15 protein-coding genes and 1 tRNA gene are annotated in these 15,823 nt (G+C 63.7%); 13 read left to right on the forward strand and 3 right to left on the reverse strand.

Annotated features, from left to right (window positions below; translation table 11 throughout):
* The first annotated feature begins 56 nt into the window (after window positions 1-56).
* The 10 genes from JQ604_RS21325 (at window position 57) to JQ604_RS21370 (ending at window position 10,499) form a co-directional block, all read left to right on the forward strand.
* The gene (locus JQ604_RS21325; protein WP_212361080.1) at window positions 57-1,490 is read left to right on the forward strand and encodes a UDP-N-acetylmuramoylalanyl-D-glutamyl-2,6-diaminopimelate--D-alanyl-D-alanine ligase; all 1,434 of its coding nucleotides are present in this window, start codon (window positions 57-59) and stop codon (window positions 1,488-1,490) included.
* Window positions 1,491-1,500: 10 nt separating this feature from the next.
* Window positions 1,501-2,607, forward strand: a complete 1,107-nt coding sequence (mraY, locus tag JQ604_RS21330; RefSeq protein ID WP_212361083.1) for a phospho-N-acetylmuramoyl-pentapeptide-transferase — start codon at window positions 1,501-1,503, stop codon at window positions 2,605-2,607.
* A 203-nt stretch (window positions 2,608-2,810) separates the two neighbouring features.
* Window positions 2,811-4,211, forward strand: coding sequence for a UDP-N-acetylmuramoyl-L-alanine--D-glutamate ligase (murD, locus tag JQ604_RS21335; protein ID WP_212361086.1), 1,401 nt, complete (start codon window positions 2,811-2,813; stop codon window positions 4,209-4,211).
* Window positions 4,212-4,541: 330 nt separating this feature from the next.
* Window positions 4,542-5,249, forward strand: a complete 708-nt coding sequence (locus JQ604_RS21340) for a hypothetical protein (protein WP_212361091.1) — start codon at window positions 4,542-4,544, stop codon at window positions 5,247-5,249.
* 45 nt (window positions 5,250-5,294) lie between these two features.
* Complete coding sequence (locus JQ604_RS21345) at window positions 5,295-5,492, forward strand: hypothetical protein (RefSeq protein WP_212361095.1); 198 nt, start codon at window positions 5,295-5,297, stop codon at window positions 5,490-5,492.
* 968 nt (window positions 5,493-6,460) lie between these two features.
* Entirely contained in the window at window positions 6,461-7,477 is a 1,017-nt protein-coding gene (locus tag JQ604_RS21350) for a TRAP transporter substrate-binding protein (protein ID WP_212361099.1), read from the forward strand.
* Window positions 7,478-7,609: 132 nt separating this feature from the next.
* Complete coding sequence (locus JQ604_RS21355) at window positions 7,610-8,185, forward strand: TRAP transporter small permease (RefSeq protein WP_212361102.1); 576 nt, start codon at window positions 7,610-7,612, stop codon at window positions 8,183-8,185.
* On the forward strand, window positions 8,182-9,507 hold the full coding sequence (locus JQ604_RS21360) for a TRAP transporter large permease (protein ID WP_212361105.1): 1,326 nt from the start codon (window positions 8,182-8,184) through the stop codon (window positions 9,505-9,507). Before JQ604_RS21355 ends, JQ604_RS21360 begins: the two co-directional genes overlap by 4 nt.
* Before the next feature lie 138 nt (window positions 9,508-9,645).
* Window positions 9,646-10,248, forward strand: a complete 603-nt coding sequence (locus JQ604_RS21365) for a Spy/CpxP family protein refolding chaperone (RefSeq protein WP_212361108.1) — start codon at window positions 9,646-9,648, stop codon at window positions 10,246-10,248.
* A gap of 175 nt (window positions 10,249-10,423) precedes the next feature.
* Window positions 10,424-10,499 (forward strand) — tRNA-Lys (locus tag JQ604_RS21370).
* A gap of 60 nt (window positions 10,500-10,559) precedes the next feature.
* Here JQ604_RS21370 and JQ604_RS21375 read toward each other — a convergent pair.
* The 3 genes from JQ604_RS21375 to JQ604_RS21385 form a co-directional block, all read right to left on the reverse strand.
* Window positions 10,560-11,159: a thiamine pyrophosphate-dependent enzyme gene (locus tag JQ604_RS21375; protein WP_212361111.1), complete on the reverse strand. Its 600-nt coding sequence runs from the start codon at window positions 11,157-11,159 to the stop codon at window positions 10,560-10,562.
* Window positions 11,156-11,698 carry a thiamine pyrophosphate-binding protein gene (locus JQ604_RS21380; protein ID WP_212361114.1) on the reverse strand — a complete coding sequence of 181 codons (543 nt, stop codon included), beginning with the start codon at window positions 11,696-11,698 and terminating at the stop codon, window positions 11,156-11,158. Before JQ604_RS21380 ends, JQ604_RS21375 begins: the two co-directional genes overlap by 4 nt.
* Before the next feature lie 141 nt (window positions 11,699-11,839).
* Window positions 11,840-12,598 (reverse strand): SDR family NAD(P)-dependent oxidoreductase, encoded by a 759-nt coding sequence (locus JQ604_RS21385; RefSeq protein ID WP_212361118.1) that lies wholly within the window; start codon window positions 12,596-12,598, stop codon window positions 11,840-11,842.
* Window positions 12,599-12,766: 168 nt separating this feature from the next.
* Between JQ604_RS21385 and JQ604_RS21390 the strand changes: the two genes are divergently transcribed.
* From JQ604_RS21390 to JQ604_RS21400, 3 genes are read left to right on the forward strand one after another with little or no spacing between them, the layout of a single operon-like run.
* Window positions 12,767-14,026 carry an extracellular solute-binding protein gene (locus JQ604_RS21390; protein WP_212361121.1) on the forward strand — a complete coding sequence of 420 codons (1,260 nt, stop codon included), beginning with the start codon at window positions 12,767-12,769 and terminating at the stop codon, window positions 14,024-14,026.
* 2 nt (window positions 14,027-14,028) lie between these two features.
* Window positions 14,029-14,970, forward strand: coding sequence for a carbohydrate ABC transporter permease (locus JQ604_RS21395; protein ID WP_212361125.1), 942 nt, complete (start codon window positions 14,029-14,031; stop codon window positions 14,968-14,970).
* On the forward strand, window positions 14,963-15,811 hold the full coding sequence (locus JQ604_RS21400; protein ID WP_212361128.1) for a carbohydrate ABC transporter permease: 849 nt from the start codon (window positions 14,963-14,965) through the stop codon (window positions 15,809-15,811). The genes JQ604_RS21395 and JQ604_RS21400 overlap by 8 nt, the downstream gene beginning before the upstream one ends.
* Window positions 15,812-15,823 lie beyond the last annotated feature (12 nt).

Below are 15,823 nucleotides of genomic sequence, written 5' to 3' on the forward strand. Positions count from 1 at the left end.
AGTGTGCAGCGGTTTTCCGAGAAGATCATGCTCCAAAAAAGTGCTGAGAGGGTTTCATGAGCTCATGGTTGTGGACGTCGGCGGCAATGGCCGAGGCGATGCGTGCGGCGACGCAGGGCACGCTGCCTGATGGCGTCACCGGGCTTTCGATCGACAGCCGTACCATCGGCAAAGGCGAAGCCTATTTCGCGATCAAGGGCGACGTCCATGACGGCCACGCCTTCGTCGAAGCCGCGCTGAAGGCCGGCGCCGGCCTCGCTGTTGTTGAAGCCGCACAGCGCGACAAGTTCCCCGCCGATGCAAAACTGCTCGTCGTCGATGACGTGCTCGCAGCGCTTGTCGATCTCGCGCATGCCTCGCGCAAGCGTCTCGGAGCCCAGATCATCGCGGTCACCGGCTCGGTCGGCAAGACCTCGACCAAGGAGGCGTTGCGCCGCGTGCTCTCGGCGCAGGGCACGACGCATGCCTCGGCCGCATCCTTCAACAATCACTGGGGCGTGCCGCTGTCGCTGGCGCGCTGTCCGGCCGATGTGCGCTTCGCCATCTTCGAGATCGGCATGAACCATTCCGGTGAGATCACGCCGCTGGTCAGGATGGTGCGCCCGCATGTCGCCGTCATCACCACGGTCGAGCCGGTGCATCTGGAATTCTTCAGTGGCATCGAGGCGATCGCGGATGCCAAGGCGGAAATCTTCGAGGGCGTCGAGCCCGGCGGCGCGGTCGTGCTCAACCGCGACAATTCCCAGTTCGCGCGCTTGCAGAAGCGCGCCAAGAAGCTCGGAATTAACCGCATCATCTCCTTCGGCGAGCACAAGACAGCCGAGGCGCGGCTGATCGACGTTTCGCTGCACGCGACCTGCTCGGCGGTGCATGCGGATATCCTCGATCACGACATCACCTACAAGATCAGCATGCCCGGCCGCCACATGGCGATGAATTCGCTGGCGGTGCTGGCGGGCGCTTCTCTCCTCGGCGCCGACATCGCCCGCGCGGCGCTGTCGTTGTCGCAGCTCGAGGCGCCCTCGGGGCGCGGCGTGCGGCGTGCGCTCGAGGTCGGCCATGGCGAGGCCACCCTGATCGACGAGAGCTACAATGCCAATCCGGCCTCGATGGGGGCGGCGCTGAACGTGCTCGGCCAGGCCAAGGTCGGAGCGCACGGCCGCCGCATTGCGGTCCTCGGCGACATGCTGGAGCTCGGCCCGACCGGGCCCGATTTGCATCGCAGCCTTGCCGAAGCCGTGACCGCCAACCGCATCGATCTCGTATATTGTTGTGGTCCGCTGATGCGGAATTTGTGGGATGCCCTTTCCACGGGCAAGCGGGGAGGCTATGCCGAGAGCTCGGCGGCGCTGGAAGCACAGGTGCTGGCCGCGATCCGCGCCGGTGACGCGATCATGGTGAAGGGATCGCTGAGTTCGAAGATGAAGGTGATTGTCAGCGCGCTGGAAAAGCGCTTCCCCGGCAAAGCCGCGCACGAAGAAGCGGTATAGGGCTTTTTGAATGTTTTACTGGTTGATCGAGCTGTCCAACACGGTGCCGGGTTTCACCGTCTTCCGCAGCGCCCTGAACGTCTTCCGCTACATCACCTTCCGCACCGGCGGTGCGATGGTGACGGGTGCGCTGTTCGTGTTCCTGTTCGGGCCCTGGATCATCGACCACTTGAGGCTGCGCCAGGGCAAGGGCCAGCCAATCCGCACCGACGGCCCGCAGTCGCATCTGATCTCCAAGAAGGGCACGCCGACCATGGGCGGCCTGATGATCCTGTCGGGCCTCGTGGTCTCGACCCTGCTGTGGGCCAACCCGATCAATCCCTATGTCTGGATCGTGCTGGCGGTGACGCTCGGCTTCGGCTTCGTCGGCTTCTATGACGATTATCTCAAGGTCACAAAACAGTCCCACAGCGGCTTCGCGGGCAAGCTGCGGCTGTTGCTCGAAGGCGTGATCGCGCTCGCCGCCTGCTACGCGCTGGTGCGGCTCGGCCGCGACGTCTCCTCGACCTCGCTGGCGATCCCGTTCTTCAAGGACATGATCTTCAACTTCGGCTGGTTCTTCGTGATCTTCGGCGCCTTCGTGATGGTCGGCGCCGGCAACGCGGTGAATCTCACCGACGGCCTCGATGGCCTCGCCATCGTGCCCGTGATGATCGCCGCCGCGAGCTTCGGCATGATCTCGTATCTGACCGGCAACGCGGTGTTCTCGGATTATCTGCAGATCAACTACGTCGCCGGCACCGGTGAGCTCGCGGTGCTCTGCGGCGCGGTGCTCGGCGCCGGCCTCGGTTTTCTCTGGTTCAATGCGCCGCCGGCCTCGATCTTCATGGGCGACACCGGCTCGCTGGCGCTCGGCGGCATGCTCGGCGCGATTGCCGTTGCGGTAAAGCATGAGATCGTGCTCGCGGTGATCGGCGGCCTGTTCGTGCTCGAAGCGGTGTCGGTGATCGTGCAGGTCACCTCGTTCAAGCTGACGGGCAAGCGCGTGTTCCGCATGGCGCCGCTGCACCACCATTTCGAGCAGAAGGGCTGGACCGAGCCGCAGATCGTGATCCGCTTCTGGATCATCTCGGTGATGCTGGCGCTCGCCGGCCTCTCCACGCTGAAGCTGCGCTGAACATTCGTCGTCCTTGGGGCATCGCATATGAGACTCGACTGCCAACGGCATCGGCACCATGCCCCCTCTCCCGCTTGCGGGGGAGGGTTGGGGTGGGGGTGCTTCCGCGTTGGGATTCTCTGTGTGGAGAGAGCCCCCACCCGCCGCGCATCTCGCGATGCGCGTCGGCCTCCCCCGCAAGCGGGAGAGGCGAAGGAAAAGTCATGATCCCCGTCACCTCCTTCGCAGGCAAGACGGTCGCGGTGTTCGGCCTCGGCGGCTCGGGCCTTGCGAGCTGCCACGCGCTGAAGGCCGGCGGCGCCGAGGTGATCGCTGCCGACGACAATGCCGACAACGTCGCCAAGGCAGCCCAGGCCGGCTTCGTCACCGCCGATCTGCGCACCGTGTCCTGGACGAATATCGCAGCGCTCTTGCTGACGCCGGGCGCGCCGCTGACCCATCCGGCGCCGCACTGGAGCGTACTCAGGGCGCGCGAGGCCGGCGTCGAGGTGATCGGCGATATCGAGCTGTTCTGCCGCGAGCGCCGCCGCCACGCGCCGAACGCGCCGTTCGTCGCCATCACCGGCACCAATGGCAAGTCGACGACGACGGCATTGATCGCGCATTTGATGAAGGTCGCGGGTTACGACACCCAGATGGGCGGCAACATCGGCACCGCGATCCTGTCGCTGGAGCCACCGCGGATGGGCCGCGTCCACGTGATCGAGATGTCGTCCTACCAGATCGATCTCTGCCCGTCGCTCGATCCCTCCGTCGGCATCCTGCTCAATGTCAGCGAGGACCATATCGATCGCCACGGCACGCTGGAGAATTACGCCGCGGTCAAGGCGCGCCTCGTCGCGGGCGTGCAGCCCGGCGGCACCTCGATCGTCGGCGTCGACGACAGCTTCTGCCGCAACATCGCCGACCGGCTCGACCGGTCCGGCAAGCGCGTGGTGCGGATCTCCGTGAAGAACCCGCTGCCCGACGGCGTCTATGTGGAGCGCGAGACCATCGTGCAGGCCTCGGGCGCGGCGCGCAGCGAGGTCGCGAGACTCGGCGGCATCGGCTCGCTGCGCGGCCTGCACAACGCGCAGAACGCGGCTAGCGCCGCCGCCTGCGCGCTGGCGATGGGCATCTCGACGGAAGTACTGCAGACCGGCCTGCGCAGCTTCCCCGGCCTCGCGCACCGCATGGAGCAGGTCGGCCGCTGCGGCAACGTGCTGTTCGTCAACGACTCCAAGGGCACCAACGCGGACGCCGCCGCGCATGCGCTGTCGTCCTTCTCGGACATCTTCTGGATCGCCGGCGGCAAGCCCAAGGCCGGCGGCATCACCAGCCTCACCGGTTACTTCCCGCGCATCCGTAAAGCCTATCTGATCGGCGAAGCCGCGCCCGAATTCGCCGGCACGCTCGGCGACCGCGTCCCGCACGAAATCTCGCAGACGCTTGATGTCGCCATCGCCAACGCCGCCCGCGACGCCGAAGCCTCAGGGCTCGCTGACGCCGTCGTGCTGCTGTCCCCGGCCTGTGCCTCCTTCGACCAGTACCGCAACTTCGAAATCCGCGGCGCCGCCTTTCGCGATCTGGTGAATGCGCTGCCGGGCGTCAAGCCGGTGGTGTAGGGCAGGGATGCGTAGCAGGTTGCGTAGGGCGGATTAGCGCTAGCGTAATCCGCCATTCTTCGTAGCAACACACGGTTCGGCGGATTACGCCTACGGCTAATCCGCCCTACGATCCCGAATGCCAATCACAAAAACGTGCAACGCGCACGATATCGTCTGGCGTCGCCAGAACGGCGCTGCGGAGACAACTCTGCAAATGTGCTGCCGTGCGCGAGCCTTTCATTAACCGCCACCTTCAAGAATCTTGAACAACACTGTCGCTTCGCCAGACTTATCCCTAAGTGATGGAATGGCTGCAATTGTTCCTGCCGCAGGCGAGGCGAGGCTTTGATGGACAATGCCGGCAAAGGCGAGACCGTTCTGATTCCGGGTCCGCCTCAGATGAGCAATCCGATGCCTCCACCGATCACGGTGCCATTACCGATCATCGCGTGGTCGCATGAGTGGAAAAATGTCTTGCTCGGTCTCTTCTTGTTCGTCGGAGGCTTGTTCTTCTTTTCGATGGGTTTGCTTTCCGGCTTCGCCACGTTCGCGATTGGGTTTGGTTCAGGGGTGGGCGACGTGCCTTTGTGGAAGAGCTGTGTGCTCGTCCTGATCTTGCTATACGTCGCAATCTACGGAACTCAATTTGGTGCAGGCTGCATCGGCGCGGCTATCACGTGCTTCTGGGATGCGGCGCGAAACGATCCGGTACTGGAGATCGGAGTTGACGGCTTGCGGGACCGTCGCTCCGGCCTGGCTATTCCCTGGTCGTCGGTGAAATCGGCCAGGCTCTTCAATGGATCTCTGAGCGTCGATCTCGAACTCCGCACCGCCTGCACGAATTGGCAGAACCCTTTCCGGCTCGGCGTGCTGCGGCATCGTTATCGACCGATTCCAGATCGCGTGATCGTCTCCGTCGCCCATCTCGATGTGACCGCGCATATCGCAAGCTATGCAATTCTCACCCTGATCCGGCAGAACGGTGGTGAAGTGATCACCAAGATGCATCGTGGTTCCGAGATGTATCCGAAGCTGATCGCGCAAGGACGTGCATGACGAGATCACGGGACAGCCGAAGCGATACAGCGGCGCGGTGCCGGCATGGATGATTTCCTTCGCGGCGTGATCGGCTTGCTCGTTCGGGGGCTGTTTGAGTGCCTCGTCATCGGTCTCGGGCGGCGCGTGCTGAACCTGTGCGGCTGGCGCCAGCCCCATGAGGTGGTCGCGCTCTTGGTCGGTATCCCCGTCTTGGCCATCCTGGTGATTTTCGCGGCCGGCACGATCAGCAGGTTCCTGTAACCGCAGCCGGATGCGGATCTGTGACAAATTCGACACGACGGGCAAATCAGCTAGCGCGTGAAAAATCTGTCAAGCACCGCATGCGAAAATATTATCGTTTACACGAACTTCCGATTATACTAATAATGGCCCATCTCACCCTCTGAGGGGCGTTGCGCAATGTCACGAACGCGGGCTGGGATGCGGTGGACGCCGAGCGTGCGATAGACATGCGCGCGCAAAGCGTACGGCGAAGTCGTGTGGGCCTGCCGCCCCGATGTTGGTGGTAAGCCCGTGAGAGGCCTAAAGCCGATCGCGGATGATGGTGGCACAAAAGCAGAGTCTCACCAGGGCGAGCACGTATAAGCCGTAAAGCCATCGCGCGGGGAAGGCCGGCGTGCCTCCGCTGCATTTGTATGCCCGTGTGCGCCACTCTCTACCCATTGCGCACGGGACCTCGGGTGCAGCGTGCATCCGGTCTTCCCTGCGCCCTCGATTTCGAGAGAGGGCGGAACGAGATGGAAAGCTCGGGCAGATCATGTCGCGAGAATGCGGACGCACGGCCAGTTGCCGTAGGGTGGGCAAAGCGCAAGCGTGCCCACCATCACGAGCACGCCGAGAATGGTGGGCACGTCGCTACGCTCCTTTGCCCACCCTACGGCTTCAGCGATTGACGATTCAGCACGCCACGACATCTATTATGTGTCAGCAAGCGTTCGTCCCACACGAATCCGCCATTCCCCAACCTCGCATTGACCTCGCCGTCTCCGCCGGGCACAGCGTGCGACGGCGCTTCGCTGGAGGTGCCCAACAAACGAACAGGGCAGCCGCCACCGATACCGCCGCGTCGCTTTTTGCATTGCAACAAGAGCGTGCACCGGCCCCTGCTAAGGGGCAATGGTGTTCGCTGTCGCTTCTCTGTAATGGTGCGGCTGGCATACAAGTCTCGGAGCCGAAAAATCGTGCTCCGCAATTGCGCGGGAGGAAACATGCGTCAATTCGTTCTGGCTGCGGCATCGATCGCGGCGCTGACTTTCGTCGGGCAGCCTTTTGTTGGGCCCGCGTCGGCGCAGGCGCCGATCGTGATCAAGTTCAGCCATGTGGTGGCCAGCAACACGCCGAAGGGATTGGCGGCCGACAAGTTCAAGGAACTCGCCGAGAAGTACACCAACGGCAAGGTCAAGGTCGAGGTCTATCCCAACTCGCAGCTCTACAAGGACAAGGAAGAGCTCGAGGCGCTGCAACTCGGCGCGGTGCAGATGCTGGCGCCCTCGAACTCGAAGTTCGGCCCGATCGGCGTCAAGGAATTCGAGGTGTTCGATCTTCCCTATATCCTCCCCGACCTGAAGACGCTGCGGAAGGTGACCGACGGGCCGCTCGGCACGAAGTTGCTCAAGCTGCTGGAGCCGAAGGGCATGACCGGTCTCGCCTACTGGGACAACGGCTTCAAGCAGATGAGCGCCAACAAGAAGCTCGTGGCGCCTGCCGACTACAAGGGCCTGAAGTTCCGCATCCAGTCCTCCAAGGTGCTGGAGGCGCAGTTCCGCTCGCTGGGCTCGGTGCCGCAGGTGATGGCGTTCTCCGAAGTCTACCAGGCGCTGCAGACCGGCGTCGTCGACGGCCAGGAGAACACCTGGTCGAACATCTACACCCAGAAGATGCACGAGGTGCAGAAGTACATCACCAACACCAACCACGGCTATATCGGCTACGTCGTGGTCGTGAACAAGAAGTTCTGGGACGGTCTGCCGGCCGACATCCGCGAGCAGTGCGAGAAGGCGATGAAGGAAGCCACCGCCTATGGCAACGGCCAGTCGCAGAAGGAAAACGACGACGCGCTCGCCGAGATCAAGAAGACCGGCAAGAGCGAAATCGTGACGCTGACGCCCGAGCAGGACGCGGCGATGCGCAAGGCGATGGAGCCGGTCTACAAGGACGTCGCAAACCGCGTCGGCCAGCCCTTGATCGACGAGTTCCTCAAGGAAACGCGCGGCACGACCAACTGATCGAATCGTCAGGGCTTCCGTGCTCCGGCACGGAAGCCGCTTTGTGTCTGGGGAGCCGCGGCGGCATTCGGCCGCGGACAGGGCGAGCTGAGACCGGAGCAGTCCGGCGGGCCGCGCAGGGGGAGATACGTGGTGCTGCTTCGGATCCTCGACCGGCTTGAGGAAATACTGATCGCGACGCTGATGGCGGCCGCGACCCTGATCATCTTCGTCGCGGTGATGCACCGCTATCTGCTCGGCGTTCCCTTCCTTTACGACATCCTGTTTCCCATCAACCTGTCCTGGGCGCAGGAGCTGTGCATCTACATGTTCGTGTGGGTGGCCAAGTTCGGCGCCGCCTATGGCGTGCGCACCGGCATCCATGTCGGCGTCGACGTCGTGGTCAACCAGCTCAGATCGCCCTGGCGAAATGCCGTGGTGCTGTTCGGGCTGTTCTGTGGCGCGTTCTTCACCGCCGTGATCGGCACCATGGGTGCGAAGTTCGTCTGGGGCCTGATGCACACCGACCAGGTCTCGCCGGATCTCGAGATCCCGAGCTGGCTGGTCTATCTCTGCATCCCGCTCGGCTCCTATTTGATGTGCTTCCGCTTCCTGCAGGTGGCGTACGCTTATTTCCGCACCGGTGAATTGCCGCATCACGACCACGCCCATGTCGAGGGCGTCGATGTCGATGCGCCCGGCGCAGGGGCTGCGGAGGTGACGCGATGAACTCGCTCTTCATCTTCGGCCTCTTGATCGCGTTGATGCTGACGGGCATGCCGATCTCGATCGCGCTCGGCATGACGGTTCTGACCTTCATCTACACGATGACGCAGGTGCCGACCGAGTCGGTCGCGCTGAAGCTGTTCACCGGCATCGACAATTTCGAGATCATGGCGATCCCGTTCTTCATCCTGGCCGGCAACTTCCTGACCCATGGCGGCGTGGCGCGCCGCATGATCAATTTCGCGACCTCGATGGTCGGGCACTGGTATGGCGGGCTTGGCCTTGCCGGCGTGATGGCCTGCGCGCTGTTTGCGGCGGTGTCCGGCTCCTCGCCGGCCACCGTGATCGCGATCGGCTCGATCATGATGCCGGCGATGGTCCGCCATGGCTTTCCGAAGCGGTTCGGCGCCGGCGTGATCACGACATCGGGCGCGCTCGGCATCCTGATCCCGCCCTCGATCGTGATGGTGATCTATTGCGTGGCGACCGGCGGCAGCATCGCGCTCGATCCCGCCGGCCACCGCGTGTCGTCGGCGTCCGTCGGGCAGATGTTCATCGCCGGCGTGATCCCCGGCCTGATGCTGGCGGCGCTGCTCGGCTGCACCACTTTCTACCGGGCCTGGCGCAACGACTATCCGCGCCTGCCGAAGGCGAGTTGGGCGGAGCGCTTCACCGCGTTCCGCAAATGCGTCTGGGGCCTGCTGCTGATCCTGATCGTGCTCGGCGGCATCTATGCCGGCATGTTCACGCCGACGGAAGCGGCTGCGGTCAGCGCGGTCTATGCCTTCGTCATCGCCGTGTTCGTCTATCGCGACATGTCGCTGAAGGACGTGCCGAAGGTGCTGCTCGGCTCGGCCAACATGAGCGCGATGATCCTCTACATCATCACCAACGCGGTGCTGTTCTCGTTCCTGATGGCCAACGAGAACATCCCGCAGCAGATCGCGAGCTGGATCACCTCGGTCGGCGTCGACTGGATCATCTTCCTCCTGATCGTCAACGTGCTGCTGCTGATCGCCGGCAACGTGATGGAGGCGTCCTCGATCGTGCTGATCATGGCGCCGATCCTGTTTCCGGTCGCGGTCAAGCTCGGCATCCATCCGGTGCACTTGGGCATCCTGATGGTGGTCAACATGGAGGTCGGCATGTGCCACCCGCCGGTCGGCCTCAATCTCTACGTCGCCTCCGGCATTGCCAAGATGGGCATCACGGAGCTGACGATCGCGGTGTGGCCGTGGCTGTTGACCATGCTGATCTTCCTCGGCGTCGTGACCTACGTGCCGGAGATCTCGCTGTGGCTGCCGCGCATGCTAGGAATGCTCTAGAAATTCATGCGGCGCCAAAATGTTGCTGCGCGTCAATGGGGGATTACATCTTGGTAAGACAGGGCGTTCTATCCAAACTGTAAGTTGCGGGCCGGGCGGGGCGGCCCCATCTTCAAGCCACCTTCACAGGAGGTTTGCATGAGGAAGTTCACCATCGCCGCCATCGCCGTGCTTGCGATCGCCGGCTCGACCGCCGTCTACGCCCAGCACCGCCATTGGGGCCATGGCCCGATGCGGATGAATCCCGAGGACAGGGCGGCCTTCCTCGATGCGCGCATCGCCGCCGTGCATGCCGGGCTGAAGCTCACGGCCGATCAGGAAAAGCTGTGGCCGCCGGTCGAATCCGCGGTGCGCGACTTCGCCAAGCTGCGGATGGACCGGGCCAATGCGCGGATGAATCCGCCGGATGCTTCGAAGCCGGATGCGGCGAAGACCCCGGATGATCCGGTCAGCCGGTTGCGCGAGCGCGCCGACAACATGGCCACCAGCGCGGCCGCGCTGAAGAAGATCGCCGATGCCGCCGATCCCCTCTACAAGACGCTCGACGACAACCAGAAGCGGCGGCTGACGATGCTGACCCATATGGAAGGCCATGGCTTCGGCCCCGAGGGCTGGCGCCGCCACCGGTTTGAGCGCGGCATGGACCGCTGGGAGCGCGACGGCGGCCCCGGGCGCGGCTATGACCGCGACCGTTACGACCGCGATCGCGGGCCCGACCAGGAGCGCTCCGGCCGGCTCTGAGGAGCGGTTTTCGGCCGCCCCCATAACTCACGGAAAAGCCGCCGGAATCCGGCGGCTTTTGGCTGACAAGAAAACCGTCCAAAGGACGGGAAAACTTGAGCGCGATTGCTGGACATCCCGGAATCGCTTTGCTAAACGACCGCTCTCTCGCGAGGGTCATTTCCGGACCGGTTCCGGGCGCATAGCTCAGTTGGTAGAGCAGCTGACTCTTAATCAGCGGGTCCCAGGTTCGAGCCCTGGTGCGCCCACCAAGCTTTTCAAAGACTTGGATCGACCTCGCCGAGACCAGCCGCCATGGGCGGAATCTTCACTCAATTGTAGAGCGCGTTGTCGCCGAGAACCGCCTGGCGGAAGCGCGTGGTCAGGATGACGCCATCGGCCGGCGGCAACACGAAGGTGAGCGCCTCCGGATTGACCTTCACTTGCGCAAACACCGGACCGTCGCCGTGATGCGCGAGATCGCGGAGCTCGGAGACCTCGGCCATCGTCCGCACGATGCGTGAGGTGCGGAAGCCAGCGGCAGCGGCCATTCCGGCAAGATCGACGCCGGCCGCGGTATGGGTCTTCTGCATTCCGGTCTCGCCGAAGCGCTCATTGTCGAGCACCGCGATGGTGAGGTTCGACGGCTTCTCGACCGCGATGGTGGCGAGCGCACCGAGGCTCATCAGCATCTCGCCGTCGCCGGTGATGACGAGCACCCGCCGTTTCGGCTGCGCGGCGGCGAGGCCGAAGCCCATCATGGCCGCCGCGCCCATCGCGCCCCAGAGCGGAAAATTGTTCGGATGGTCGCCAGCCGCGGAGATGTCCCAGTTGGGCGCGCCGAGGCCCGCGATGACCAGGAGATCGCCGCGATCGCGCAGCAGTTCGGTGACGACCTCGCGGCGGTGGAGCAGGGCGTTGGGTACGTTCATTTGCGGGCGAGCTCCTTGAAATTCTTGGCGCCGAGCACGCGCTGTCCGATCAGCACCGCCGCCGGCCGCCAGGTGTTGAAGGCAAGATGGGCCGCGCCCGAAACGGTCGACGCCACCAGATGCGGTTCGTCTGCGCGGGTGACGATCACGCCCATGGCTTCGAGCGCCGCCTTGGTGCCCTGACCCATCGGGATCTGCCACGGGTTGAACTCGCCCCAGTCGCCGCGCATGGTCACGAGCATCAAGAGCGGCATGCGGCAGATCACCGGCAGCGACAGCATGTTGATGCAGTTGCCGACGCCGCTCGATTGCAGCAGCAGCACGCCGCGCTCGCCGCCGAGCCAGGCGCCGGCGAGCATCGCAATGCCTTCCTCCTCTGTGGTCAGGGTGACGACGCGGGTCTGGGGATCGGCCTCGAATGCGCGGATCAGGCGGCTATGGCCGGCATCCGGCACCATTCCAACCTGCCGCACATCGGCGTCCTTGAGGACGCGATACACCTCGTCCGGCCAGGTCGGCAACTGCGGTGTCTCCGCCATGGAAGCGCTCTCCCTTCGAAGGTTCTCAACGACCATCTGAAGCGTTCATAGAACGAGGCCGATGTCGGCAGAACCCCGAAAGTCGATAAGGCTCCTATTCCAAAATGGGAAAGCAGCCGCGCGCTGCGGTCGCAAGCGTGCTCACACCCAGCCGCCGTCGACGATGTAGTGCTGCGCTGTGCAGGCGGAGGCTTCATCCGAGGCGAGGAAGACGGTGAATCGCGCGACCTCGTCCGGCACCAGCCGGCGCTTCAGGCATTGCCGCTGCTGCAATTCGATCTCGCCCGCCGGCGTCATCCATTTCTCGAGCTGCCGCTCGGTCATGATCCAGCCCGGCGCAATCGCATTGACGCGGATGTTGTAGGGGCCGTAGTCGCGCGCCAAGGAGCGCGTCAGGCCGATCACGCCTGACTTGCTGGCAGTGTAGGCGGCCATGCCGCCCTGGCCGGCGATCCACGACACCGAGCCGAAATTGACGATCGCGCCGGCGTTCGCCGCCTTCATGTCCGGCAACACGGCTTGCGAGGTAAAGAACTGGTGCTTGAGATTCACCGCGATGCGGTCGTCCCAATATTCCGGCGTCATCTCCTCGGTTTTGTGCCGCTCGTCATGCGCGGCGTTGTTGATCAGGATGTTGATCGCGCCGTGCTTGCTGCGCGCCTCGACGACGCCGGCGCGCAGCGCGGGGATGTCGGTGAGGTCGACGTGCTGGAAGTGGGCGGCCAGGCCCTGATCCGTCAACTCGCGCGCCAGGCGCTGGCCCTCGTCGACCTTGATGTCGAAGAACACGACCCGGGACTTCTGCTCCGCAAAACGCCGCACGATCGCCGCGCCGATGCCCGCAGCACCTCCGGTGACGAGAACGACCTTGCCGGCGAGGTCGGAATAGATGGCAGCCATGGGCACCTCTCAGTTTGTTGCGGGCGGCCCAACAAAGGCCGCCCCGATTCTTTTCCCGACCTTAGCCATTCCTCCCATGAGGTGCATAGGTCAGAATTTGTGTTGCGTACCTCAAAAAATGAAGGCAGGATTGCAGCCAAAGAAGAGAAGCCTGCTGGGAGGAATGTGATGAGACTGCTCGGGAAGCTGGGACTCGCCGCTGCCGCATGCCTGCTGTGGGCCAATTCCGCGTCGGCGGACACCACCGTGAAATGGCTGCACATCGAGGCCAATCCGGCCCAGGTGAAGATTTGGGAGGAGGTCGCCCGGGCCTATGAGGCGGGCCATCCCGGCGTGAAGGTCGAGATGCAGTTCCTCGAGAATGAGGCCTACAAGGCCAAGCTGCCCACCATCCTGCAATCCAAGGACCGTCCGAACATCATCTACAGCTGGGCCGGCGGCGTCTTGAAGGCGCAGATCGAGGCCGGCGTCCTCGATGACATCACCGAGTCCGTGAAGGGCTACAGCGATAGCTTGACGCCGGCGGCGCTCGCCGCCTTCACCAGCAACGGCAAGATTTATGGCCTGCCCACCGCGCTGTCGCAGGTCGGCTTCCTCTGCAACAAGGAGCTGATGGCCAAAGCGAAGGTCGATCCATCAGCCATCAAGACCTGGGACGACCTGCTCGCGGCGGTGAAGACGTTGAAGGCAGCCGGCGTGACGCCGATCGTGGTCGGCGGTGCCGACAAATGGCCGCTGCATTTCTACTGGACGCATCTTGCGGTGCGCGTCGGCGGCAAGCCGGCGTTCGATGCCGCGCTGAAGGGCGAGAACGGCGGCTTTGCCGGCGAGACCTTCCAGAAGTCCGGCGAGCTGTTCAAGCAACTGGTCGACCTGCAGCCGTTCCAGAACGGTTTTCTCGGCTTCAAGAACCCGCAGGCGGTCGGCTATTTCGGCGACGGCAAGGCCGCGATGACGCTCGCGATCTCGACCGTCTATCACCTGCAGCGCGCGCTCGCTGCCGACAAGGTCGGACTCTCCGAGGACAAGATCTGCTGGTTCGATTTCCCCGTCGTCGCCGGCGGCAAGGGCGCGCCGACGGACACGCTCGGCGGCATCACCGGCTGGCTGGTCACCAAGGGCTCACCCAGGGAGGCGGTCGATTTCCTGAAATACTTCGTCTCCAAGGATGTGCAGACGCGGCTTGCGGCGGGCAATTTCATCATCCCGGTCGTGCAGGGCGCGGACGCCGGCCTCAACAATTCCTTCATGAAGCTGATTGCGGCCAACCTCGCGAAATCGAACTATCACCAGAACTTCTATGACCAGAGCCTCGGCCCCTCCGTCGGCCGTGTCGTCAACGACGTCACCGCGGAAATCGCCGGCGGCAGCATGAGCCCGCAGGATGCCGCGAAAGCGATCGAGGCGGCCTGGAAGCAGGGCAACTGAGGATGGCGCGCCACACCGCGAGCTCGCCGGCGATGGGCACGACGCAGACATCGTTTGCCTCGCTCGCGGTGCGCGGCCCGAGCTGGGACGGCCGCTTCACCGTGCTGATCCTGTTCCTGCCGCCGGCGCTGCTGCTGTTCACGCTGTTCGTGGTGCTGCCGATTGGGGAAGCCGCCTGGTACTCGGCTTTCAACTGGAACGGTTTTGGCAAACCGACCAACTGGATCGGCTTCGACAATTACCGCTTCGTGCTGGAGACCCGCGCGTTCTGGCTGGCGCTGCGCAACAACGGGCTGATCATCGCGGTCTCGCTCGCAATCCAGCTGCCGCTCGCGCTCACCCTGGCGCTGATGCTGGCGGAAAAGTTCCGCGGCGCGGTGGCGCTGCGGATGCTGTTCTTCATGCCCTACATCCTGGCCGAGATCGCAACCGGGCTGATCTTCTCCTTCGTCTATGACGGCGATTACGGTCTCGTCGCCTCGATCTGGCGCAGCTTCGGCGCCGAGCCGCCGCATCTGCTCGCCTCGACCGACACGTCGATGATGGCGGTGCTGATCGTGATCGTCTGGAAGTATTTTGGCTTCCACATGATGCTGTTCATCGCAGCGCTGCAGAGCCTCGACAAGAGCCTGATCGAGGCAGCGCGCATCGACGGCGCGACGCGGGCGCAGACGCTGCGCCACGTCGTGATCCCCTTGCTCTATCCGACCATCCGTCTCTCGGTGTTCTTCGCCATCATCGGCTCGCTGCAGCTGTTCGATCTGGTGATGCCGCTGACCCGCGGGGGACCTGCAGATTCCTCCAACACGATGGTGAGTTTCCTCTACAACAACGGCATCTCACGTATGCGGGTCGGCTATGGCAGCGCCATCGGCGTCATCCTGTTCGTGATCTGCGTGACCTTTGCCTTCACCTACAAGCGATGGTTCATGCGCGATGAGTAACGCCGAGACCACCCGCGCGCCGTTCGATCCCGCCGTGCTGTTCAAGGCGCTGTTCCTTGGCCTGATCGCGATCTTCGTGCTGGTGCCGCTGCTCGCGACCCTGCTCGGCGGCTTCAAGTCGCTCGGCGAGCTCCGCGTCAATCCGTTCGGCTGGCCCAAACACTGGGAGTGGCAGAACTATGCCGACATCCTGTTCTCGGCACGCTACTGGCAGCTCTTGCGCAACTCGCTGATCATCTCGACCTTGGCGGTGACGTTGACCCTGATCACGGCGTCGATGGCGGCGTTCACCTTCGCTCACATCAAGTTCTACGGCAGCTCGGCGCTGCTGAGCTATCTGACGCTCGGCCTGCTGTTTCCGGCCGCAACTGCCGTGCTGCCGCTGTTCATCAAGGTGCGCGATCTCGGCTTGCTCGATACATACTTTGGCGTCGCGCTGCCGCAGGTCGCCTTCAGCCTCGCCATGAGCGTGCTGCTGCTGCGCCGCTTCTTCAAGGACATTCCCTATGAGCTGCTGGAAGCCGCGCTGGTCGACGGCTGCAGCTACATCAAGTTCTTCCGCTACGTGACGCTGCCGCTGTCGCGACCGATCCTGGCGACCGTCGGCACCATCACCTTCGTCAACAGCTGGAACGCCTATCTGCTGCCGCTGGTGATGCTGAACACCGATGCGCTCTATCCATGGCCGCTCGGTATCATGGTCTATCAGGGCGAATACTCGTCCGAATGGCACCTGATCCTGGCCTTCATCACACTCACCATCCTGCCGACGATCATTTTGTTCCTGCTGGCGCAGAAGCACATCGTCGCCGGCCTCACCGCGGGCGCGGTCAAGGGATGAGCGAGACTTCAC

This window comes from Bradyrhizobium jicamae (assembly GCF_018130695.1).
GTDB lineage: Bacteria > Pseudomonadota > Alphaproteobacteria > Rhizobiales > Xanthobacteraceae > Bradyrhizobium > Bradyrhizobium jicamae_B.